19 protein-coding genes and 11 tRNA genes are annotated in these 19408 nt (G+C 70.1%); 8 read left to right on the top strand and 22 right to left on the bottom strand.

All coding sequences use genetic code 11. From position 1 onward, the window contains the following. Positions 1-23 precede the first annotated feature (23 nt). From VF697_RS29865 to VF697_RS29810, 12 genes are all read right to left on the bottom strand, one after another. Positions 24-98, bottom strand: a tRNA-Leu gene (locus VF697_RS29865). Between the two features lie 188 nt (positions 99-286). Continuing rightward, a tRNA-Thr gene (locus VF697_RS29860) sits at positions 287-360 on the bottom strand. 8 nt (positions 361-368) lie between these two features. Further along, positions 369-441 (bottom strand) — tRNA-Phe (locus VF697_RS29855). Between the two features lie 12 nt (positions 442-453). Next, positions 454-525, bottom strand: a tRNA-Met gene (locus VF697_RS29850). Positions 526-534: 9 nt separating this feature from the next. Then, a tRNA-Arg gene (locus VF697_RS29845) sits at positions 535-608 on the bottom strand. A 29-nt stretch (positions 609-637) separates the two neighbouring features. Next, positions 638-711 (bottom strand) — tRNA-Pro (locus tag VF697_RS29840). A gap of 20 nt (positions 712-731) precedes the next feature. Beyond that, positions 732-807 (bottom strand) — tRNA-Pro (locus VF697_RS29835). A 5-nt stretch (positions 808-812) separates the two neighbouring features. Next, positions 813-884, bottom strand: a tRNA-Asn gene (locus tag VF697_RS29830). Positions 885-888: 4 nt separating this feature from the next. Beyond that, positions 889-959: transfer RNA gene (locus tag VF697_RS29825), tRNA-Gly, on the bottom strand. A gap of 7 nt (positions 960-966) precedes the next feature. Next, a tRNA-Lys gene (locus tag VF697_RS29820) sits at positions 967-1037 on the bottom strand. Positions 1038-1118: 81 nt separating this feature from the next. Further along, positions 1119-1205: transfer RNA gene (locus VF697_RS29815), tRNA-Tyr, on the bottom strand. 88 nt (positions 1206-1293) lie between these two features. Further along, complete coding sequence (locus VF697_RS29810) at positions 1294-1467, bottom strand: hypothetical protein (protein ID WP_331100216.1); 174 nt, start codon at positions 1465-1467, stop codon at positions 1294-1296. A 168-nt stretch (positions 1468-1635) separates the two neighbouring features. Here VF697_RS29810 and VF697_RS29805 point away from each other — a divergent pair, with 168 nt between their 5' ends. Continuing rightward, entirely contained in the window at positions 1636-3036 is a 1401-nt protein-coding gene (locus VF697_RS29805; RefSeq protein WP_331100214.1) for a family 16 glycosylhydrolase, read from the top strand. Positions 3037-3056: 20 nt separating this feature from the next. Beyond that, entirely contained in the window at positions 3057-3833 is a 777-nt protein-coding gene (locus tag VF697_RS29800; protein WP_331100212.1) for an SDR family oxidoreductase, read from the top strand. Positions 3834-3841: 8 nt separating this feature from the next. On the opposite strand, the gene VF697_RS29795 is transcribed toward VF697_RS29800, so the two are convergent. Continuing rightward, on the bottom strand, positions 3842-4435 hold the full coding sequence (locus tag VF697_RS29795; RefSeq protein ID WP_331100210.1) for a hypothetical protein: 594 nt from the start codon (positions 4433-4435) through the stop codon (positions 3842-3844). Positions 4436-4525: 90 nt separating this feature from the next. Here VF697_RS29795 and VF697_RS29790 point away from each other — a divergent pair, with 90 nt between their 5' ends. Further along, positions 4526-4756, top strand: coding sequence for a hypothetical protein (locus VF697_RS29790; RefSeq protein ID WP_331100208.1), 231 nt, complete (start codon positions 4526-4528; stop codon positions 4754-4756). Between the two features lie 54 nt (positions 4757-4810). On the opposite strand, the gene VF697_RS29785 is transcribed toward VF697_RS29790, so the two are convergent. The 3 genes from VF697_RS29785 to VF697_RS29775 form a co-directional block, all read right to left on the bottom strand. Further along, positions 4811-5389 carry a HesA/MoeB/ThiF family protein gene (locus VF697_RS29785; RefSeq protein ID WP_331100206.1) on the bottom strand — a complete coding sequence of 193 codons (579 nt, stop codon included), beginning with the start codon at positions 5387-5389 and terminating at the stop codon, positions 4811-4813. A gap of 12 nt (positions 5390-5401) precedes the next feature. Then, positions 5402-5647 (bottom strand): hypothetical protein, encoded by a 246-nt coding sequence (locus VF697_RS29780; RefSeq protein ID WP_331100204.1) that lies wholly within the window; start codon positions 5645-5647, stop codon positions 5402-5404. 95 nt (positions 5648-5742) lie between these two features. Next, positions 5743-6687 carry a DUF1684 domain-containing protein gene (locus VF697_RS29775; protein WP_331100202.1) on the bottom strand — a complete coding sequence of 315 codons (945 nt, stop codon included), beginning with the start codon at positions 6685-6687 and terminating at the stop codon, positions 5743-5745. A 117-nt stretch (positions 6688-6804) separates the two neighbouring features. On the opposite strand from VF697_RS29775, the gene VF697_RS29770 reads away from it, so the two are divergent. Next, positions 6805-8550: a DUF6311 domain-containing protein gene (locus VF697_RS29770; RefSeq protein WP_331100201.1), complete on the top strand. Its 1746-nt coding sequence runs from the start codon at positions 6805-6807 to the stop codon at positions 8548-8550. 16 nt (positions 8551-8566) lie between these two features. Here VF697_RS29770 and VF697_RS29765 read toward each other — a convergent pair whose 3' ends face one another. Next, entirely contained in the window at positions 8567-9079 is a 513-nt protein-coding gene (locus tag VF697_RS29765) for a hypothetical protein (RefSeq protein ID WP_331100199.1), read from the bottom strand. Positions 9080-9493: 414 nt separating this feature from the next. On the opposite strand from VF697_RS29765, the gene VF697_RS29760 reads away from it, so the two are divergent. Continuing rightward, entirely contained in the window at positions 9494-10153 is a 660-nt protein-coding gene (locus VF697_RS29760) for a DUF2231 domain-containing protein (RefSeq protein ID WP_331100198.1), read from the top strand. A gap of 16 nt (positions 10154-10169) precedes the next feature. On the opposite strand, the gene VF697_RS29755 is transcribed toward VF697_RS29760, so the two are convergent. Continuing rightward, the gene (locus VF697_RS29755) at positions 10170-10433 is read right to left on the bottom strand and encodes a hypothetical protein (protein WP_331100196.1); all 264 of its coding nucleotides are present in this window, start codon (positions 10431-10433) and stop codon (positions 10170-10172) included. Positions 10434-10453: 20 nt separating this feature from the next. Between VF697_RS29755 and VF697_RS29750 the strand changes: the two genes are divergently transcribed. The 3 genes from VF697_RS29750 to VF697_RS29740 are packed head-to-tail and all read left to right on the top strand — an operon-like array spanning position 10454 to position 14538. Next, a complete protein-coding gene (locus VF697_RS29750; RefSeq protein WP_331100194.1) occupies positions 10454-12859 on the top strand; it encodes a glycoside hydrolase family 31 protein in 2406 nt (801 codons plus the stop codon). 33 nt (positions 12860-12892) lie between these two features. Next, entirely contained in the window at positions 12893-14161 is a 1269-nt protein-coding gene (locus tag VF697_RS29745; RefSeq protein ID WP_331100192.1) for a hypothetical protein, read from the top strand. Then, positions 14158-14538: a DUF3969 family protein gene (locus tag VF697_RS29740; RefSeq protein WP_331100190.1), complete on the top strand. Its 381-nt coding sequence runs from the start codon at positions 14158-14160 to the stop codon at positions 14536-14538. The genes VF697_RS29745 and VF697_RS29740 overlap by 4 nt, the downstream gene beginning before the upstream one ends. A gap of 2 nt (positions 14539-14540) precedes the next feature. On the opposite strand, the gene VF697_RS29735 is transcribed toward VF697_RS29740, so the two are convergent. From VF697_RS29735 to VF697_RS29720, 4 genes are all read right to left on the bottom strand, one after another. Next, positions 14541-14915: a hypothetical protein gene (locus VF697_RS29735; RefSeq protein WP_331100188.1), complete on the bottom strand. Its 375-nt coding sequence runs from the start codon at positions 14913-14915 to the stop codon at positions 14541-14543. Between the two features lie 10 nt (positions 14916-14925). Continuing rightward, positions 14926-15882: a hypothetical protein gene (locus VF697_RS29730; protein ID WP_331100186.1), complete on the bottom strand. Its 957-nt coding sequence runs from the start codon at positions 15880-15882 to the stop codon at positions 14926-14928. A gap of 16 nt (positions 15883-15898) precedes the next feature. Beyond that, a complete protein-coding gene (locus VF697_RS29725) occupies positions 15899-17665 on the bottom strand; it encodes a vWA domain-containing protein (RefSeq protein ID WP_331100184.1) in 1767 nt (588 codons plus the stop codon). A gap of 72 nt (positions 17666-17737) precedes the next feature. Continuing rightward, positions 17738-19408: ATP-binding protein (locus tag VF697_RS29720; protein ID WP_331100183.1), on the bottom strand; the 1671-nt coding region annotated here is incomplete at its 5' end.

Raw genomic sequence — 19408 nt, 5'->3', positions numbered from 1 at the left:
CTCGGTTGTCCTTCTTGGGGGTATGTCCGCGGCGAGAGTCGAACTCGCACGTGAGCTGGTTTTGAGCCAGCCGCCTCTCCCGATTGGGCCACGCGGACGCGTTGGGGAGTCTGTTGCAATGCACGCCCCGGGGATCGAACCCGGCGAGATTGGTGTGTGGGACCAACGCCGTCTCCAGCTGGCTCGGCGTGCGGAAAAAGCGCTCCTGCGGGGAATCGAACCCCGTTCACGCGGTAGACGGCCGCGCTGCGATCCAATCGCATCCAGGAGCTGAAGTGAGAAACAGTGCCCCCGGTCGGGTTCGAACCGACGACCCCCGGTTTACGAAACCGGTGCTGCTACCAGCTGAGCTACAGGGGCAAAACGAGTGCCGTCCCCAGGAATCGAACCCGGTCCTCCCGCTCTTCAGACGGGCGCGCGGACCACCTACGCCAGGACGGCATGAGAAAGAAGTTGCGGAGCAGGGAGTCGAACCCTGCGACCCAGGCGTATGAGACCCGGTGGGACGGCCGGTCCCACTCCGCATCGAAGCTGTGCCCCCGGCAGGAATCGAACCTGCGGCCTCACGGTCCGGAACCGTGCGCTCTGTTCCCCTGAGCTACGGAGGCATGAATTGAAGTGCTGCGTGAGACAGATGTCTGGGTGACAGGATTTGAACCTGCAACCTCGCGGACCCGAACCGCGCGCTCTACCAAGTTGAGCCACACCCAGATGAAACGGTTGAAACGGAGTCGGGGTGGCCGGATTCGAACCGACGACCTCGTGCACCCCAAGCACGCGCTCTCGTCCAGACTGAGCTACACCCCGAGTTGCTCCACGGGAGGGACTCGAACCCCCAATCTTGCGGTTAACAGCCGCCTGCTCTGCCATTGAGCTACCGTGGAATGAAGCGGGTGACGGGATTCGAACCCGTGTTTCCGACTTGGGAGGCCGGCGTCCTGCCGCTGGACGACATCCGCGAATGAGTACCTCCGGAGGGACTCGAACCCTCACCGTCCGCTTAAGAGGCGGATGCTCTACCCGTGAGCTACGGAGGCGTGTGCCGCCTCGCATGAGGGCAGGCGGCGCTTCACCACTGCGATTCAGTTGTCAGAGAACCTGGGACTTCCACTGCGGAGTGGGGACGCTGGGAGTTGAACCCAGCGGGCCATTGAAGGCTCCGGCTCTACAGGCCGGTGCGTCTTCGCGTAACGCTCTACGTCCCCGGAAGGGTGAGGCTGGAAAAGCGAGAGGCCGGGACCCTTTCGGGTGCCCGGCCTCTTTCGCCGCCGCCTCACGTCGGGAGGCGGAGCATCAGAAGAGGCCAGGGTGTGGCGGGTCGAAGGACTCGCGGGAATCGCGCCCGTCGACGGGGTACAGCGGATACGAGGAGGCGGGGACTGGACGGGTGCTGAAGCGCACGGGCTTGAAACCGGCGTTGCCGTGCTGCTTCGGGTTCATCGTGCTCTGCTTCGTCATCGTCCGCATCGTCACCGCTCCTTTCATGGGTAATGGACGCCGGGTTCCCGGAATCCTGACGCGGTATTTTCCGGAGGGTTTTCCGGACGCTTCCGGAGAGCGGGCAGCCAGGCGGCGCGCCTGGGCGGGCCGGGCTTGGTAGACTCGGCCCCACGCGCGTCCAAGAAGGAGCGATACATGATTCGCAACGTGAGGTGGGGACTGCTCCTGCTGGTGGCCGGCCTGCTCCAGGCGGGCTGCCGCTGGGCTGACTATGACGACGTCATCCCCACGAGCGATGGAGGAGTGAGGCCGGGAAGCGGCGCTGGGCGAGACGGTGGGAGCGGAGGAGAGGAGGAGCCGGACGCGGGGAGCGACTCCGTCGATGGTCTCGATGGTGGCCCCCCTTCGCTGGGCTGGGTGGAGGGTCCCGGAGCCTTCAACGAGCCGTTCGATACGTTCGACGCCAGGCGCTGGCGCCTCTCGGATGGCTGGGCCAGCAGCGAGGACTTCAATGCCGGCTGGCGTGCCGACCACGTGCGGGCCAAGGGTGGGAACCTGGAGCTGCAACTCGACAAGACGCCGTGCCCGGCTGGGTGCTCCGGTCGTCCGTATGCTGCGGGCGAGGTCGGCTCCATGCGGTTCCAAGGCTACGGACGCTATGAGGTCCGGATGAAGCCCGCGCGCGGCTCGGGCACGCTGACGGCCTTCAGCCTCTACACGGGCCCGGCTGAAAATACGCGCTGGGACGGTATCGACATCTCCTTCGTCGGGTTGAACACCCGTCGCGTGCAGACGAGCTACGTGGTCAACGGCAAGGGCTACTACGGGGGAGTCGACCTGCCCTTCGATGCCGCGAACGCCTTCCACACCTACGGCATCGAATGGACGCGCGAGGCCCTCCACTGGTACGTCGACGGCAAGCGTGTCCACAGCGCGAAGGACCCGTTGCCCGCTATTCCGGGGCGGATCATCATGAACTTCTGGCCCGGCATCGGCCCGGCCACGGAGTCTTGGATGGGCTCCTTCTCCTGGCCGGGCGCTCCGATGGTCTCCTCCTATGACAACGTCCGCTACGGGCTGGCCGCTCCGAAGGAGATGGTGGACGAATTCGAGACGCTCGACACCTGGAAGACCTCGGGCCCGGGACTCAGCACGGAGCGGGATCCGGATGGGCACGTGGGCAACGCGCTCGTGCTGAACTACAACATCGCCACCCCAGGGAGCTCGGTGGGCTCCAGCCTCGTGCGCACCTTCGAAACGCCCCAGAACTGGAGTCAGGGCAACTACCTGAACTTCTGGTTCCGAGGCACCAACAGCGGCGACCTCTTCCGCCTGGAGCTGTGGGACAACGGCGACAGCGCGGACTCGGCCGAGCGCTTCGAGTACGGCTTCAAGGATGACGATAACCGCTGGAAGTGGATGAATGTGCCCATGTCGGCCTTCACCCGGCGTGCGGCGGACGGGCAGCCCGCGGGCGCACCCAACGACGGGCTCAGCCTGTCGGCCGTGCGCGGCCTCTCGCTCCATACGCTGGGCAACAAGGGCCACAAAATCATCCTCGACGAGTTGGAGCTGGAGCACTGGCCCTCGCCGTGAGCCGGTGGTATCGCGGCTCCATGAACGCACCTGTCCAGGGCCCGCTCTCGGGCCAGACCGCCCTCGTCACGGGCGCCAGCTCCGGTATCGGCGCGGCCTGCGCCGAGCTGCTCTCCGCCGCTGGCGCCCGGCTCGTCCTCACCGGCCGCCGCGAGTCCCTCCTCGAGGAGCTCGCCGCGCGCCTCCCGGGTCCCTCGCACGTCCTCCGCTTCGATGTGAGCCAGCGCCGCGAGGTGGAGGATGCGCTCGCCCGGCTCGCTCCGCCCTTCGCCGAGGTGGATCTCCTCGTCAACAACGCGGGCCTGGGCCTGGGGTTGGATCCCGCGCACCAGGGCTCGCTCGATGACTGGGAGCGGATGGTCGACACCAACTGCAAGGGCCTGCTCTACGTGACGCGCGCGCTGCTGCCGGGCATGGTGGCGCGCAACCGCGGGCACGTGGTGAACATCGGCTCGGTGGCGGCCACCTACCCGTACCCGGGCGGCAACGTCTACGGTGCCACCAAGGCCTTCGTCCACCAGTTCTCCCAGAACCTCAAGGCGGACCTGCTCGGCACCCGGGTGCGCGTCACCAACATCGAGCCCGGCATGGTGGAGACCGAGTTCTCGGTGGTGCGCTTCAAGGGTGATGCCGCGCGTGCCAATGCGACGTACGCGGGCATGGAGCCGCTCACCGCGCGGGACATCGCGGACATCGTCGTGTGGACGGCGTCACGCCCGGCCCATGTGAACATCAACCTCGTCGAGGTGATGCCGGCTGACCAGGCCTTCGGGTCCTTCGCGGTGAAGCGGCGGTAGGCCGCGGCTCAGAAGGCCACGCCGAAGGCCAGGCGAGGCGTGGGTACGAGCTCCACGCGGATGGCCCCCTCCTCGGAGGAGGTGATGTCCGGGATGGCCCGGTACTGAGCCGAGAGCCCCGCGGCGACCGTGAGGCGGTTGAAGAGCACCAGGGTCCAGCCGACGTTCCCGCCGAGCCCCAGCCCGAAGCCCTTCCGCAGCTGCCCTTCCCGGTGGGCGCGCTGGTAGTCCACGCCGAACTCGGGCCCGAAGTAGATGCCACTCGGGGCGTTGCCGAGCACGAAGAAGCGCATGCCCAGCGTCCCCCCGAGGGACAGGTTCCAGGAGCGCTCCGCGCGGCCATAGGCGAACTCGGGCGCGAGGTAGAGCGAGAAGCCCCCGCCGAAGGCCCGCTCGTACTCGACGCCCAGCCGCTTGTCGCGGAGCACCATCGGGTTGATGGTGAAGGTGTTCCGGGCGCCCGGATCCTCGGGCGGGGGCGGTTCCGCGGGCTTTCCGAGCCTCGAGAACCAGCCCTGGATGCGGGTGATGACGTCTTCCGCCCGCGCGACCCGTGGGCAGAGGACACAGAGGGAGCAGAGGAGCAACGCGACACGGTGCATGGGCACCTTGTACCCCGGAGCCTGGGGGTGGGAGGACGCGTCGGGCCGATTCCGTGCGTCGGCTCAACACAGTGGTAGGGTGCCCGAGCCATGGCCAAGTCCCCGTGTCCCGTTTCGCTGTCGCAGTTTCAAGAGAAGGCCGAGCCCCTGAAGGTGGTCATCAACGGCCAGGAGATGCTCGCCGAGGTGAAGGCGTTCTCGACCGGCTCGTTCGGCTGGTACATCAACGGCAAGACCACCGTCACCGTCGATGGCAAGCCCGTGTCGGTGCAGATCGGCATGAACATGACCATCGTCGGCTCGAAGGAAGCAGCGCGCTGAGGAGGTCGCACCGGGTGGGTTCCAGCTCCAACGGCCCACCCCCCGGTGCTTTTCTCAGCTCGTGGTCGGCGTCACCGCCACGAGGCTCACCATCGCGTCACGGCGGGTGCCGTGCTTCACGAAGTCCTGCACCACCCGCGCGAGCGTGGCGCCGAGCTGGCCGATGAGCGGCAGGTGCGCGCCGCCCTCGCAGGTGGCCTGCCCCACGGTGTCCTCGGCGTCCGGGACGAAGCGCTCGTCCCAGCGCACCAGCCCGAAGGTGCCGTCCGCCGCCAGGGCCCCGTGCACCAGCGCCTTGCCCGCGCTCCGAGCGAACCCGCTCAGCAGCAGCCGGCTCTCCTGGTTGTCGAAGCAGTCGACGAGCAGGTCCGCGCTCCCGCACAGCGCCGCCACGTTGTCGCGCGTCACCCGCACGCCGAAGGCCTCGGCCTTCACTCCGTGCAGGTTGAGGAGCTGGAGCTTCAGCGCCTCCGCCTTGTTCTTCCCCACCGAGGGCTTCACGAAGGCCTGCGCCAGCAGGTTCTTGGACTCCACCCGGTCGAAGTCGATGAAGACGAGCGTCGCCTCCAGGTTGCGGCACAGCACCGCCGCCGTGGAGCCGATGGCCCCCACTCCGCAGAAGAGGATGCGCATGGTGGGCCCTCCTCACGCCCCGAAGGGCACCTTGGGCCGCAGGTAGATGCGCTCCTCGCCCCGAGGCCCGCGGAACCGGTCCACCACGTAGTGGTCGAAGGCGTCCTCGCGCAGGTGGGCGATGTGCAGCCCCGGTGCCCCGCCCGAGCGCACCACCTCCACCGCGATGCGCCGCACGTCCACGTCCGCCACGGGGCGATCCAACTCCAGCGGCAGGTCCGAGGACTGCCCGTTGTAGGTGATGTTCAGCGTCGCCATGTCACGCCTCCTCGCGTCCACGGCTCGGACCGATGGCTCGGCCCGGCCGGGTTTTCCGCTTGGGAGGACGTGGGGGGGACGGTGTTCCTGACGGCTCAGTGGTCGGCGTAGCGCTTCTCGCCGGCCTCCACGCGCAGCTTCAGCCGGTTCTGCGGTGGGGGCAGCGGGCACGTCGCGTACGGCGAGAAGGCGCACGGGGGGTTGTAGGCCCGGTTGAAGTCCAGCACCACCTTCCCGTCCCTGGGCAGGTCCGCGTACAGGAAGCGGCCCGAGCCGTACGTCTCCGTGCGGTTGGTCAGGTCCGAGAAGATGATGAAGAGCTGCTTGTCCCCGGGCTCCTGCGAGACGTCCAGCCGGTACTCCTGGCCATTCACCGTGAACACCGCCGTGCCCGGCGAGTCCAGCTCCTCCACCGTGCCGAGCACCGTGGGCACCGCCAGCTTCCGGGGCGTGGTCGCCGGCTCGAAGCGGCCCTCGACGCGCCAGGCCGCGCTCACCGGGTAGGTGGGGACACCGTGGAACTTCTTGCGTGCCTCGGCCTCCGTGTCCTTCACCCGGATGCCAAACCGCTCTCCCCGGCGGATGACGAAGAAGCGCAGCGACCCCAGCGAGAGCATGTCCGGCGTGCCCTCGGTGTCGTTGCGCAGCGCGCCTCCGGTGAAGGGCTGGCCGTCCCGGGTGAGGGTGACTCCCGGCGCGACGGCCAGTGTCACCTTGCCGCCCTTCAGGGTGAGGGTGCCGATGCGCGCCGGTGTCCCCGGGGGGAAGACGCACTCGTTCTCCTCCGAGGAGCCGAAGTCGTTGTCGCCTTCCTTCAGCCAGTGCAGCCCCACCAGGGTGAGCCAGCCGTCGTCGGACGTGAGGTTCGCGATGCGCTTCTGGTGCCAGGCGCGCGTCTCCGCCTCGAGGTCGAGCGGCTTCGCCTCGGTGGACTTCGTCTCGGTGGGCTTCGTCATGGCGGTCTTTCCCTTGGGGGGGGCGGCGAGCGCGGGGGCCGCGAACGCCAGCGTGGAGAGGGTGAGCAGACGAGCAATTCGCATGGTCCGGACGATGGCAAGACCTCCGGGGCCCGTCCACCGTCTCGGAGTTCAGGGCGTGGCTGGCGGCCCGCCTTTCCGCTAAGGGTGGGCCCGATGGGGAACACAAGCGGAGCGGGGATGAATGTGTGGCAGCGGGGGCGTGAGCACCTGCCCCCGGTACTGGCGGCGGCCTTCGGCGTGCTCTGGTTCATCCTGAGCCATGGAGACCGGACGCTGAACCCAGGCCAGGTGGACTGGCTGATGGTGGGCGACTGGTCCCAGCACCTCACCGGCTGGCTCTTCTTCCGCAACGAGCCGCTGCTGGGTTTTCCCCTCGGGGCCGTGCCCGGTCTGGCGCACCCGCTCGGGACGACCCTGGGCTACATGGACTCCATTCCCCTGGTGGCCCTGCTGCTGCGGCCCTTCGTGGGACTGCTGCCCTTCCCATTCCAGTACATCGGCGCCTGGCTCGCGCTGTGCTTCGCCCTCCAGGGCTACGTGGGCGCCCGGCTGACGGCGCTCTTCACCCCCAACCCGGTCGCGCGTTTCCTCGGAGGCGCGCTCTTCGCGCTCGCGCCCGTGCTCATGTGGCGCATGGGGCATGACAGCCTCTGCGCGCACTGGCTCCTGCTCGGGCTCTTCTGGGTGAACCTGCGCGACTGGCCGGACCGGGCGGGGGCTCGACGCGCCGTGGCGGCGACGTTCCTCCTGCTGGGGTTGAGCGCCACCATCCACCCCTACCTGTCCGCCATGGGCCTGGTGCTGGCGGTGGCGGCCTTGCTGCGGCTGCGCCTGGTGGACGGGACGCTCTCCTGGCGTGGGGTGGGGCTCGCCCTGGGGGGGCTCGTCGCGCTCCTGCTGGGCCTCTTCTGGTTGCTCGGCTACGTGGGCACGAGCACTCCGGCGGGCATCGAGGGCTTCGGTGATGTCTCGTCGGACCTGCTCACGCTCGTCAACCCCATGGGCTGGTCCCGGCTGCTGCCCACCCTGCGCACGGCGCGCGGCCAGTACGAGGGCTTCGGCTACCTGGGCGTGGGCGTGCTGCTCCTGCTCGGGCTGGGCATGGGCTCGGCGCTGGTGTCCCGGCTGACGCGGCGCTCGGAGTGGACGCCCCAATGGAAGCGCGCGGTGCCCCTGGCGGTGGGTTGCTTCCTGCTGGGGGTGTACGCGCTCTCCGCGCGCGTCACCTTCGCGGGTCAGCCGGTGCTGGACCTGGGGGGACTCTACGGGCCGGTGATGCGGCTGGTGGAGCCGTTCCGCTCCTCGGGGCGCTTCATCTGGCCGCTGCACTACGCCCTGCTGACGGGGGCGCTGGCGCTCGTGCTGGGCGCGTGGCGCCGCCAGCCGTGGGTGGGCACCGGGCTGCTCGCCCTCGCCGTGGGCGTGCAGCTGTTCGACCTCCACCCGGCCATGGCCCAGGAGCGATTCCAGGGCAACGCGTGGAACGCCCTGCGCTCGCCCGAGTGGGACGAGATGAAGGAGGGCTACCGCCACCTCGTGCTGTTCCCGCCGCAGCTCCACGACGGAAACGGCCGAGGCTGTCCGTACCCCGGAGCCGGCGCGCCCTTCACCCCCATGTTCGCGTACAAGGCGGCCTCGCTGGGGATGACCTTCAACAGCGCGTACCTCGCGCGAGTGGACCCGGCCCGGGCCCAGGCCTACTGCACCGCGCTCCAGCAGGAGGCCGGGCGCGGCGAGTTCCAACCCGACACCGTCTACGTGGTCCACCCCGCGTACCTGACGCCGTTCCTGCGCCGCCCGGAGTCCGTGGTGTGTGGCGTGCTCGATGGCCACGCGGTGTGCGTCTCCTCCGAGAAGGAGAGCGGCTTGCGGCGAGTGCTCGAGCAGCGGCGCCTCCAGGCCCCTCCCGACGGCAGGCCGTGAGGGGAGGGGCGGGCGCCTAGCGGCGGGTAGCGCGCTTGGCGGTGGTGGGGCGCTTGGCGGTGGTACCGCGCTTCGCCGTGGCGCCGCGCTTGGCGGTAGCGCCGCGACCGGTGGCGGTCTTGGCCGCGGTGGCGAGCCGGGCCACGGTCTTCCGGGCTGGACCCTCCTTCTTGGTGGGGCTCCGCTTCTGCGAGGCCGAGGGCTTGCGGCCGCCCACCGTGGCCTCGGTCTTCCAGCCCTCCTTCTTGCGGAAGCTGCTGGCCTCGCCAGCGCGCGTGTTCTTGCTTGCCGCCGCCCCCTTCGCCTGCTTGGCGGGGCGCTTCTTCTCGGGCTTGCGCTTGGCGACGGTGCGGCCCTTCCTGGCCGGCCCCGGGGGCCCCGTCTTGCCCATCTTGCGCCGGGCACCGGGCTGTCCCGTCGGTGTCACGGAGGCGGGGCCCTGCTCGGTGGAAGCGGTGGTGGTCGGTGCAATCATCTCCGCCGTGTTCTGCTGTTCGGCCTCTTGCGGCGGGCGCGACTCGTTCGTCATTCAGTGCTCCTCCTGAAGGTGAGCGAGTGCAAGCCTAGTCACTGTGCGCCAGCACCCAAGGGGTGTCGGTGCGGAGTGAACTCCACACGACGAATGCACGCGTGCCTCGCGAGGCCCTGGTGCTACAGGAATCGGCGCACCCCGAAGGCGAAGAGGCTGCGCAGCACGGAGAGCAGCAGCATCGAGGTCAGCGGGACGTAGATGCGCGTGTGCTCGCCTTCCTGTCCTCCGCGGACAGCGCGCCCGTGGCCGGTGGGCTGTCCACGCGCGTCCTCGCTGACAAGGGGGATGGCACCTCGCCTGCCCCTCCCCGCGGATGCTCCTCCGTCCGGGAGTCGTGACCACCGGCGGACAGGCGGGCGGGTTGCCCGTGGGGCCGCGCGCCCCAAGGTTCCCAGGACGAGGAGGAAGCCCATGGAAACGCGCGTACACGAGCTGCACCCGACGTTGATCCACGCTCCACTGGCGCTGCTGCCATCCACCGTCATCGTCGACCTGGCGGCGACGTTCAGCCAGGACCGGAGGTTGGACCGGGCGGGCCGGACGCTGTGGTGGAGCGTCGCGGGGAGCGGGCTGCTGGCGGGCCTGGCTGGCATGGCCGCCTCCCAGGAGGTGAAGGCCGACAAGCACGCCCGGGACATGATGTTCCTGCACGGCCTCGGCAACGTCACCCTCGTGCTGGGAGCCTTCGGCGTCGCCCTGTGGCGGGCGAGCCACCGGCCCTCCATGTTCTCCAGCATCCTCGGGCTGGGCGCGTTCGCCTTCGCCTCCTATACCGGCTGGCTGGGCGGCGAGATGGTGTACTCGCACGGCGTGGGGGTGAAGGAGATGAGCATGAAGGGCGAGGACCTCGACCGGCTCAGCCCTCGGCTCATCTCGCGCGAGGCGCCCCTCCGGATTCTCCGCGACGCGGTGAAGGGACTCGGGTGGCTGCTGGGCCGCGCCCGGGGCGTCTTCTCCGGCCGGGACCAGCTCGACCCCAGCGCCTTCGGCGTGAAGGCCATCGAGCAGAAGCTCGAGGGCCAGCCTCCCGTCGAGCAGGGTGGCTCCCGTCCCGAGCTCCGTCCGGTGTGAGCCTGGCCCGGAGCGCTCAGCGTCCGCTCTCCTCCAGGGCCCGGCGCAGGGCGAGCGCCATCCGCCGGATGGCATAGCCCTCGAAGTCCTCGACCGGGTCCACGCTGGAGGGGAACACCTCCAGCACGCTGTCGAGGTAGCTCACCGCGAGCGCTCCGGGGGGCCGTGTGTCACTCGGGGGAGGGGTCGCCTCGAGCGACTCCTCGAGCAGGAAGGCCCCCGTCACGAGGCTCTGCCAGCGATCCGTCCGTCCCTCATCGTCGTGCTCGTTCGCGCTCACGCGCGTCATCCTACCGGCCCATGCACCTCGAAGACGTCTCCGTCGAACCGACCTGTGTCACCTTCTGGGGTCCCCGCGCCGCGCTGGAGGTGCGCTGCCCCCTGCCCGGAGTGTTGCGATTGCGTCATGTCCCGACGCTCGCGCACATCGCGCACGTTCCCCGCGGGCACGGACTGCCACCCAGGTCGTCCTGGGCCGTCGTGAAGGCCGAGGACGGGCCCCTGGCGGTGCGCCGCGAGGAGGGGCGGGTGGTGGTGGAGGCGGGGGGCCTCTCGCTGGAGGTGGAGCTGCCCCGGGGCACCTGGAGCCTGCGCGACGCGGAGGGCCGGCTGCTCACCCGGTGCGAGGACTTCTCCGGCGAGGCCATGCCGGACTACCCCGTCACCCGCTACCGCTCGCGGCTCGCCCTGCACGCGCCTCCGGACGAGGCGTACCTGGGCTTCGGGGAGAAGGTGGGGGCGCTCGACAAGCGCGGCCTGCACTTCGTCTTCTGGAACACGGACGTGGTGCCGCACCACCCGGACACGGACCCGCTCTACCAGTCCATTCCCTGCTTCCTCGGCCTGCGCGAGGGCCGCGCCTGGGGCTTCTTCCTCGACGAGACGTGGCGGACGGAGGTGGACGTGGCCGCCGAGGACGGCGCGTGGGTGCGGTGGGAGTCCACCGGGCCCGAGCTCGACGCCTACCTCTTCGCGGGGCCACTGCCCGAGGACGTGGTGCGGCGCTACACCGCGCTCACCGGGCGCCCGCCGCTGCCGCCGCTGTGGAGCCTCGGCGCGCAGCAGTCCCGCTGGGGCTACGAGAACGCGGACGACATCCGCGCCGCCATCCAGGGCTACCGGGCCCACCGGCTCCCGCTGGACTGCGTGTACCTCGATATCGACTACATGGAGGGCTACAAGGTCTGGACATGGGACCGCACCCGCTACCCGGACCCGGCGGGGCTTGCCCGCGAGGCCGCGTCCCAGGGCGTGCGCCTGGTCCCCATCGTCGACCCGGCGTTGATGGCCGAGCCGGGCAACCCCGCCTATGACGAGGCGCTTGCCCGGGACTACCTGGTGCGCAACGACCGGGGAGATGTGCTGCTGGGCGAGGTGTGGCCCCGGCCGGCCGTCTTCCCGGACTTCTCGCGCGAGGAGGTGCGGCGCTGGTGGGGCCGGTTGCACGAGGGCTTCCTCGCCGCGGGCGTGTCCGGCTTCTGGAACGACATGAACGAGCCGGCGTGCTTCTCGCTGAAGAACGCGCGGGAGACCTTCCCCATGAAGACGGCGCCGTGCGGGGACCTGGGGAAGGTGGAGGGCCCCACGCTGCCGCACGACGCGCGGCACGGGAGCAAGCGTCACCTGGAGGTCCACAACGTGTACGCGCTCGGCATGGCGCGGGGGGCGTACGAGGGACTGCGGGAGCTCTCGCCGGAGCGGCGGCCCTTCCTCCTCACCCGGGCGGGCTTCGCCGGCATCCAGCGCTATGCGGCGGTGTGGACGGGAGACAACTCCAGCTACTGGGCGCACCTGGAGCTCTCCATCTCCATGCTGCTGGGGCTGGGCCTGTCCGGCGTGTCCTTCACGGGGGCGGATGTGCCGGGCTTCCTCGGCCGCGCGAGTGGCGAGCTGCTGGTGCGGTGGACGCAGCTGGGAATCTTCTACCCGCTGCTGCGCAACCACTCGGCCAAGGGGGTGCCACCGCAGGAGCCCTGGCGCTTCGGTGAGCCGTACCTCTCCTTGACGCGCGAGTGCCTGGAGCGCCGCTACCGGCTGCTGCCCACGCTCTACACGCTCATGCACGAGGCCTCGGTGGAGGGACTGCCCGTGATGCGCCCGCTCGTCATGCACGCGCCCGGAGACGCGGAGGCGCTGCGCACAGATGATGCGTTCCTCTTCGGGAAGGACCTGCTCGTGGCGCCGGTGGTGCGCCAGGGTCAGACGCGGCGGCTCGCGTACCTGCCCGAGGGGCGGTGGCTCCCGCTCTTCAACCTCGACACTCCAGGAGAGGTGACCGAGGGGCGCCAGCACGTCATCGCCGTGGCGCCGCTGGGCACGGTGCCCCTGTGGCTGCGAGCGGGGGGGGCACTGGCCCTCACCGAACCCGCGCTCCACACCACCTCGGCCAACTGGTCCCGGCTCACCTGGCACGTCCACGCGGCGGAGCGGGTGGAGGGGCGCCTGTACGAGGACGCGGGCGAGGGCTACGGCGCGTCGCGCCTGACGCGACTCTCCGGAGGGCTGACGGGGGACCGCTTCGTGCTCGAGCGGAGCACGGAGGGCGCGCTCCCCCTGGCGCGCGACACGGAGACGCTGCGCGTGTATGGGCTGTCGGCACCGAAAGAGGTAGTGGGGGCGCGGGAGCACCACGTGCGAGACGGGGTGCTCGAGCTGACGGTGGACGCCGGATGGCGGCGGCTGGAGGTGAGTTTACGGACCCGCTAACCATTGGGGACGCGTGGGCCAGGATGACTTTCCATGAGGGCGTGCTGCACGGCTGTGTTGCTGGTGCTCCTCGTCGGGTGCGGTACGGCTTCTCAAGTCGTGCGCCTGGACACAGGCCCGAGCGAGACCCTCGTCTTCACCCCGCGCTCCGGCGCCAAGTCAGTGGAACTGGACGACGACGAATTCGCGGAGGCCGTGTCGGAGCTGGCTCGGGAGGTGCGGCCCCCCACCTGGCCCCAGGAAGCCGCCCAGCAGCTGTTTGAAGTGGAGGCCCGGAGCGGTTCGTACACATACGAGACACCCAGCCGCCGCATCACTCCGCACGAGCCCCGCGAGCACCTGGAGGGGGAGGCAATGGCGGCGGAGGTGGAGTTGACGCGCGCCTACCTGCGCTGGTGCGAGCGCACCGGCAGGCCCGGAGACTGTTTGCGCCTGCTGACCGAGAGCCCCAGCGTCAACGGGGATGGCCGTCTCGCGCTGGCCCTGGCCCTCGCCAGGGGCGCCGTGCTGGATGAAATGTTGGAGGCGTTCAAGGACATGGCCGACCCCCATGCCATGGTGGCGGCGGTCCTCTGGACCTGGACGACGTACATGGTCCTCCTCTCCATTCCCGACGTGACGGTCTCCAAGGGCCTCGCCGCCGTCATGACCGCCACACTCATCTCCTACGTGGGCGTCGATACCTTCTGGGGCCTCGTCGTCGGCTTCAAGCGGCTGATGGACGAGGCGGACCGGGCCACCACGTTCGACGAACTACGCGAGACAGGCAGGCGCTACGGCAAGGTCATGGGCCGCAACGCGGCGCGTGTGTTCGCCATGCTGGCCATGGCAGCCATTGGCAACACGGCGCCGGGGCTGGCCGCGAAGGTGCCAAAGCTGCCCGGCTCGATGCAGGCGGCCATACAGGCGGAGACGCAGGTGGGCATCCGTCTCGCGGCGGTGGGGGAAGTGGAGATGGTCGCCGTGAGTGCCGAGACCGTCACCATCGCCCTGGCGCCGGGCGCCGTGGCCATGACGGCCCGAGGCGGAAGCAGCAAGGCTGGGTTGAAGGACGTTTATAGTGGGGTGAGGAATACCCCTGGCTATCCGTCCAACTTCAGGGGCGTCCAGAATGGAACGACCAGACACCCTGTGACCAACAAGGAACTGCTGGAGAAGCTACGAGCGCTTGAACCGGGCAACTGGCAGAAGGTCTACAAGGATGGCTGGATCGGTGGCGACAAGGTGTCGCTCCACTACTTCGAAAGCCTTTCGGGGCAGGTGTTCGACTTCAAGATCAAGCCCGGATGGAGCAATCAATGAGTGAGTACCGGCCAGGCAGTCTCGAGCCACACGACTTGTTGTGGCTTCGGGCGGAGGGGAACGATGATGCGCAGCGACTCATCGCCATGGCCGCGCTGGGCGTGTGTCGCGCACTGTCCCTGGGCACGATCAGCCCTCCCTATGCTTGTCACCGGCTGTTCGGACCGGCCCTGCTAGCGCGGCTCGACCAACTCGGCGCTCGCCCCACACTGCGTCACGCCATCCATTTGGCCACCGAGCTTGAAGACGTGGCCAACCTCATCCCGGACAAATTGGCCGGCTCCATCGCAGAGGTTGAAACCGAGCTCCTGAAAGCCCTGACGGAGCTCGCTCCGGCCAGCCTCGCAGGCGAGAAGTGGTTGGTGAAGGCCCCGTGAGCCTAGATGGCTGGTGAAGGAAGCCAAGGCGGCATCCCGGAGTCGGCGCGCAGGTGCAGGGCCCACCCGGGCTCCTCGGTGATGCGCACGTCACGGCCCTCCTCGCGCACTACCATGCCGTCGGGCGCCACCACCGAGAAGCGCACGGGCCGGCCGAGCGCCTCGGTGAGCGCCGCCATCGTCGTCTCGTCCTCGGCGCTGAAGCCCAGTGGCCCCACCGGGTGGCTGTGGGCAATCTCCCCCAGCTCCGCGCGCAGCCGCCAGATGGCCTCCCAGCGGGCGCGCGAGTCCGGCAACCAGACGGGGCTGTCCGAGGCATCACTCCACAGCACCGTCCCGTCCCGGCCGATGAGCAGGCACACCTCTCGCTTGTCCATGGAAGGACCCTCACACGTGCCGGGTGATGACCAGCACGTCGTCCTCGATCGCCTCGCGGATGACCGACGGGAGACTCTCCAGCGTCACCTCCCGGTCCGACCCCGCGAGGCAGATGCCCGCGTCCACCACCTGCAGCGTGCTCGCCTCGACGATGCTGATGAAGCGCTCGCCCATGAAGCCGAACGTCACCTCGAGCCGCTCGCTCCCCAGCCGCCGCGTGTCGAGCAGCCGCGCCCCCGCCGCCTCCAACGCCCGCTCCACCCGCACGGCCCCCTGCGCCTGCCGCTCCAGGTGACGCGGCTGGCTCCGCAGTCGCGCCAGCTCCGCCTGAAGCTCCAGGGCCTTCTGCCGCGCGTCCATCTCCCGCACGTGGGCGTCGCGCTCGGTGGCCAGGGCCCGCAGCCGGGCCTCGGCCGCCGGGCGGCCTCCCTCGGACACGCACAGCACCTGGCCGCGCACCTCGACGGGGGAGAAGCGGATGCCGAGCGCGCGCGAGGCCCCCTCCAGCACCGCGTAGCCAAACGCCGCCCGCAGCGACGCCGGCACGGCCTTCACCTCCGCGAGCGCCCGGCCCTCCTCCAGCAGGAGGCGCGCGGAGCCCTCGGCCTCGCCCTCGAAGTCGAGCCCCTCGAAGACGAGCGTCCCGTCATGCCAGCGCCGGGCGCGCACGGGCGACAAGCGCGGCGGCTCCTCCTCGGGGAGGAGCTTCACCGGCTCGGCCACCGCGCCCTCGCGCACCAGCCGCGAGCCCCAGAGATGGCCACGCACGAGCGGGAGCCCGTCGAGCCCTTGCGGCTCGGCCGGCTCCCGCGCGGTGGCGGTGCGCCCCTGCACGTCGAAGCGCCACCAACCAGGAGCGGGCGGCGTGGACACGCGGAGGCGCCGCGAGGCCGCGTCGACGGAGGCGCCGCCGAAGTAGGGCAGCACCTCTGACTCCACCTTCCCGAGGAACTTCCGGTAGTCCACGACACCCCCTCCTCTCTCACGCCACCTTCAGCAGCGGCGTGCGCATCACCCGCTCGACCCAGCCGGACTGGCTGGCCCCGGTCGCCGTCGGCGCGTCCATCAGCGCCTTGAGCACCCGGGGGACCTGGTACGGGTCCTCGAACTGGTCCACCTGTACCTCACTGAACGGCACCCGGAGCAGCCCCGCGCACGTGCGCACGGTGTTGCCCCGCGTGCTGGCCACGCTCAGCAGCAGCGCCATGGCGGCCACGGTGTAGCCGCACTCGCGGAAGGCCCGGACGAGCTGGTCCCCCGACTCGCCGGCCTCGTCACCCACGACGATGACGACGAGCTTCGCCTCCTGCGGCACCCGCACTCCCGCCCGGTGCAGCGCATGCACACCGGCCGCGTGCGCCGTGCCGCCCGACGCCTTGATGCCCTGCAGCATGTGTTGCACCGCCGCCCGGCTCGACGCCTTGGGCTTGAGCACCGTGCCCAGGGTGTCGAACGAGGCGATGTGCAGCTTCTCCAGCGGGAAGCCGGCGAGGATGCGCGACAGCGCCTCCTTGGACTGCTCGATGGCGCCCTCCATGGAGCCGGACTTGTCGATGAGGAACATCACCCTCACGTCCGTCTCCGCCGTCGCCTCGGCCACCGCGGCCTTCGCCGCGTTGTCGCTCGCCTCCTCCAGCTTCGCCTTCAGCTCCTGGCTGCGGACGTTCTTCACGATGTGGAGCGCCCGCTGGTCGGTCGCCGTCGCCACCGCCTTCTCCCAGCGCGCGCGGATGGCGGGGTCGGACATCAACCCCAGCTCCTCGAGCGTGGGCGTCAGCATGCGCAAGTCACGGTCCGACAGCGAGGGCAGGAGCGCCGCCATGATGGCCGGCGTCAGGCCCAGGTCCTTGGGCAGCCGGCCCACCACCTCCTTGTAGGAGAGGCGCTCCAGCTCGATCCACTCGCAGATCTCCGCCTCCGAGAGCCCATCGAAGCGCTCCCGCTTCACGAGGGTGAGTCCCTCCAGGCCCACCGAGCGGTGGCCGGCGGCCGACTGCTTCTGCTTCCAGCCGAGCACCTCGAAGAAGGCCTGCGACACCGGCTTGTAGCCGGCCTTGCGGGCGATCCTCTTCAGCGTCTCCTTGTAGCCGGCCTTCACCAGGCCCTGGAGCATGGGCAGGTTCTGCTCGCGCAGCCGCAGCCACTTCGTCGCCACCGTCTTCCACCGGCCGAGGGGCGGCTTGCGGGACGCGGGGTCACCGAAGCCGGCCTCGCGGTTGAGGCGGGCGATCTCCGGGCTCTCGAGCAGCTCGGCCACTCGCAGCACCGCCTTGGGCGTGAGCATGCGCGTGGACTTGCGCTCGTAGTGCAGGAGCATGGCCTCGCCGATGGCGCGGAAGTCGTCGTCGTGGAACGCGATGGAGCCGTCGTCCTCGCGCACGGGCTGCCCGGAGTGGCTCTGCACGAGCATCAGCGCGCACGTGGCCACCTTGAGATCCCTCCAGTCCGTCTGCGTGAGCGCGTAGGAGGCGAAGTGCGCCATCAGGTCCGTGTTGAGCCGGTAGATGTCCAGGAGCTGGCGGTAGAGCTTCACCGCGCTGGGCACGAAGAGGCCGGGCTGCACCGGGGTGCCGCGGCGGACGAGGTCCGGCTTCGCCCCCTGCGCCGGGTGCCAGACGCCGTTCACGTCCAGGCCCGGGCGGTTGTGCCACAGGTGCGCGGAACCCCCGAGGACGAGGTCCAGGAGCTTCTCCGCCGGGCCGCGCTGGGCCTCGGGGAGCGTGGGGGTGGTGGCGTTCTGGGTGGTCATGGGCCCCTCCGACGGGCGTGAGTCGTTCTGCCTGGAGGGACGCGGCCGCCCGTCATTCCTGACGGGTCGGCTTCAATTCGGAGGCTGGCTGGAGGTGGCCGAGCGGCTGTGACGCGGCAGGCGGATGTGGAAGGTCGCGCCGCCACCCGGTGTGTCCTCGACGAGGATGGCGCCCTGGTGTGCCTCCACCACCTGCCGGGTCACCCACAGGCCCAGCCCGAGGCCGCCGTAGTTGCGCACCGAGACGGCCCGCTCGAAGCGCTCGAAGATGCGTGCCCGATCGGTCGGAGGGATGCCGATGCCGTGGTCCACGACGGTCAGCACCACCGCGCTCTCCTCCGAGCGGAGGGTGAGCTCCACGGGCTGCCCCTGGCCGAACTTCAAGGCATTGGACAGGAGGTTGTGGACCACCTGCTCCATGCGGTTGGGGTCGAAGCACCCCTCCAGGGGCGTCTCCAGGCGGACCGACAGCGGCGTCCCCTGGCGTCGGGCCTCCTCCTCGGTGGTCGCCACCACGTCGCCGACGAGGGCCGACAGGTCCACCCGCGCGAGCGCGAGCTGCAGCCGGCCCGTCGTGAGCTGCGACACGTCCAGCAGCGTCTCGATGAGCCGCGTCAGCCGCCGCACGGAGCGGCGCGCCAGGTCCATCCGCTCGCCGACGTTTTGCTGCGAGGCCGGGCTCAAGCCCCGCTCGATGGCGCTGAGCTGGAGCTGGAACGCGGTGAGGGGCGTTTTCAGCTCGTGGGAGGCGACGGACAGGAAGTCGTCCCGCGCCCGCACCGCCTCCTTGAGGTTCTCCACGTGGACCCGCTCCCGGGCCACCTCCCGGCGCATCCGGGCCAGCTCGAGGTGGGACCGCACCCGGGCGAGCAGCTCCCGGGCGGAGAAGGGCTTGACGAGGTAGTCGTCCGCTCCGGACTCGAGGCCTTCGATCGTGGCCTCCTCGCCCGCGCGGGCCGACAGCAGGAGCATGGGCAGCTCCTTCGTATGCGGGGCCGAGCGCAGGGCGCGCAGCAGGCCCACGCCGTCCAGCCGCGGCATCATCACGTCCGAGAGCACGAGGTCCGGAGGGTGGGCCAGTGCCGATTCCAGGGCGGCCTGTCCGTCCGCGACCGCCTCCACCTCGAAGTTGGCGGAGAGCACCCGGCGGACGTAGTCGCGCATGTCCGCGTTGTCGTCCGCGAGGAGCACCCGGGCCCGGGTCACGTGGAGGGCGGGAGTGGGAACGGGCGCCACAGGGGCCGGGGCTCGTGCTTCCGCCCGGGGAGCCTCCTCCACGGACCAGCGCAGCGCCTCCGCGACATAGACGCCGGCTCCCGTCGCCGTGGACGGCTGCTCACGGGGGACGCGGAGGCGCTCGGCGGGCAGGTGCGCGGCGCCGAAGGGGAGCTCGAGGGTGAAGGTCGTCCCCCGGCCCTCGGTGCTGTCCACGCTCACGGTGCCACCGTGCAGCTTCACCAACTCCTGCACCAGCGCCAGGCCGATGCCCGAGCCCTCGTGCGTCCGGGAGTGTGCGTCCTTCACCCGGTGGAAGCGCTCGAAGATGCGCGGCAGCTCCGAGGCGGGAATGCCCGTTCCCGTGTCCCGTACCTCGAGGAGGGCGTGTCCGTCCCGCTCGTGGGTCCGGACGGAGATCTCCCCCTTGAGGGTGAACTTGAAGGCGTTGGAGACGAGGTTGAGGACGACCTTCTCCCAGAGCTCCGGGTCCAGGTAGACGGGCTGGGAGAGCGGCGGGCAGTCCAC

This window comes from Archangium sp. (assembly GCF_036388035.1).
Taxonomy (GTDB): Bacteria; Myxococcota; Myxococcia; order Myxococcales; family Myxococcaceae; genus Archangium.
This window is presented reverse-complemented; position numbering and strand designations above follow the sequence as displayed.

What these genes read in the sequence shown, in the direction of transcription:
- VF697_RS29770 (WP_331100201.1), top strand. Translation starts at nt 6,805, where the DNA reads ATGAATGTGTGGCAGCGGGGGCGTGAGCACCTGCCCCCGGTACTGGCG.
- VF697_RS29805 (WP_331100214.1), top strand. Translation starts at nt 1,636, where the DNA reads ATGATTCGCAACGTGAGGTGGGGACTGCTCCTGCTGGTGGCCGGCCTG.
- VF697_RS29735 (WP_331100188.1), bottom strand. Translation starts at nt 14,915, where the DNA reads ATGGACAAGCGAGAGGTGTGCCTGCTCATCGGCCGGGACGGGACGGTG.
- VF697_RS29725 (WP_331100184.1), bottom strand. Translation starts at nt 17,665, where the DNA reads ATGACCACCCAGAACGCCACCACCCCCACGCTCCCCGAGGCCCAGCGC.
- VF697_RS29745 (WP_331100192.1), top strand. Translation starts at nt 12,893, where the DNA reads ATGAGGGCGTGCTGCACGGCTGTGTTGCTGGTGCTCCTCGTCGGGTGC.
- VF697_RS29810 (WP_331100216.1), bottom strand. Translation starts at nt 1,467, where the DNA reads ATGCGGACGATGACGAAGCAGAGCACGATGAACCCGAAGCAGCACGGC.
- VF697_RS29740 (WP_331100190.1), top strand. Translation starts at nt 14,158, where the DNA reads ATGAGTGAGTACCGGCCAGGCAGTCTCGAGCCACACGACTTGTTGTGG.
- VF697_RS29760 (WP_331100198.1), top strand. Translation starts at nt 9,494, where the DNA reads ATGGAAACGCGCGTACACGAGCTGCACCCGACGTTGATCCACGCTCCA.
- VF697_RS29795 (WP_331100210.1), bottom strand. Translation starts at nt 4,435, where the DNA reads ATGCACCGTGTCGCGTTGCTCCTCTGCTCCCTCTGTGTCCTCTGCCCA.
- VF697_RS29765 (WP_331100199.1), bottom strand. Translation starts at nt 9,079, where the DNA reads ATGACGAACGAGTCGCGCCCGCCGCAAGAGGCCGAACAGCAGAACACG.
- VF697_RS29785 (WP_331100206.1), bottom strand. Translation starts at nt 5,389, where the DNA reads ATGCGCATCCTCTTCTGCGGAGTGGGGGCCATCGGCTCCACGGCGGCG.
- VF697_RS29790 (WP_331100208.1), top strand. Translation starts at nt 4,526, where the DNA reads ATGGCCAAGTCCCCGTGTCCCGTTTCGCTGTCGCAGTTTCAAGAGAAG.
- VF697_RS29750 (WP_331100194.1), top strand. Translation starts at nt 10,454, where the DNA reads ATGCACCTCGAAGACGTCTCCGTCGAACCGACCTGTGTCACCTTCTGG.
- VF697_RS29800 (WP_331100212.1), top strand. Translation starts at nt 3,057, where the DNA reads ATGAACGCACCTGTCCAGGGCCCGCTCTCGGGCCAGACCGCCCTCGTC.
- VF697_RS29780 (WP_331100204.1), bottom strand. Translation starts at nt 5,647, where the DNA reads ATGGCGACGCTGAACATCACCTACAACGGGCAGTCCTCGGACCTGCCG.
- VF697_RS29775 (WP_331100202.1), bottom strand. Translation starts at nt 6,687, where the DNA reads ATGCGAATTGCTCGTCTGCTCACCCTCTCCACGCTGGCGTTCGCGGCC.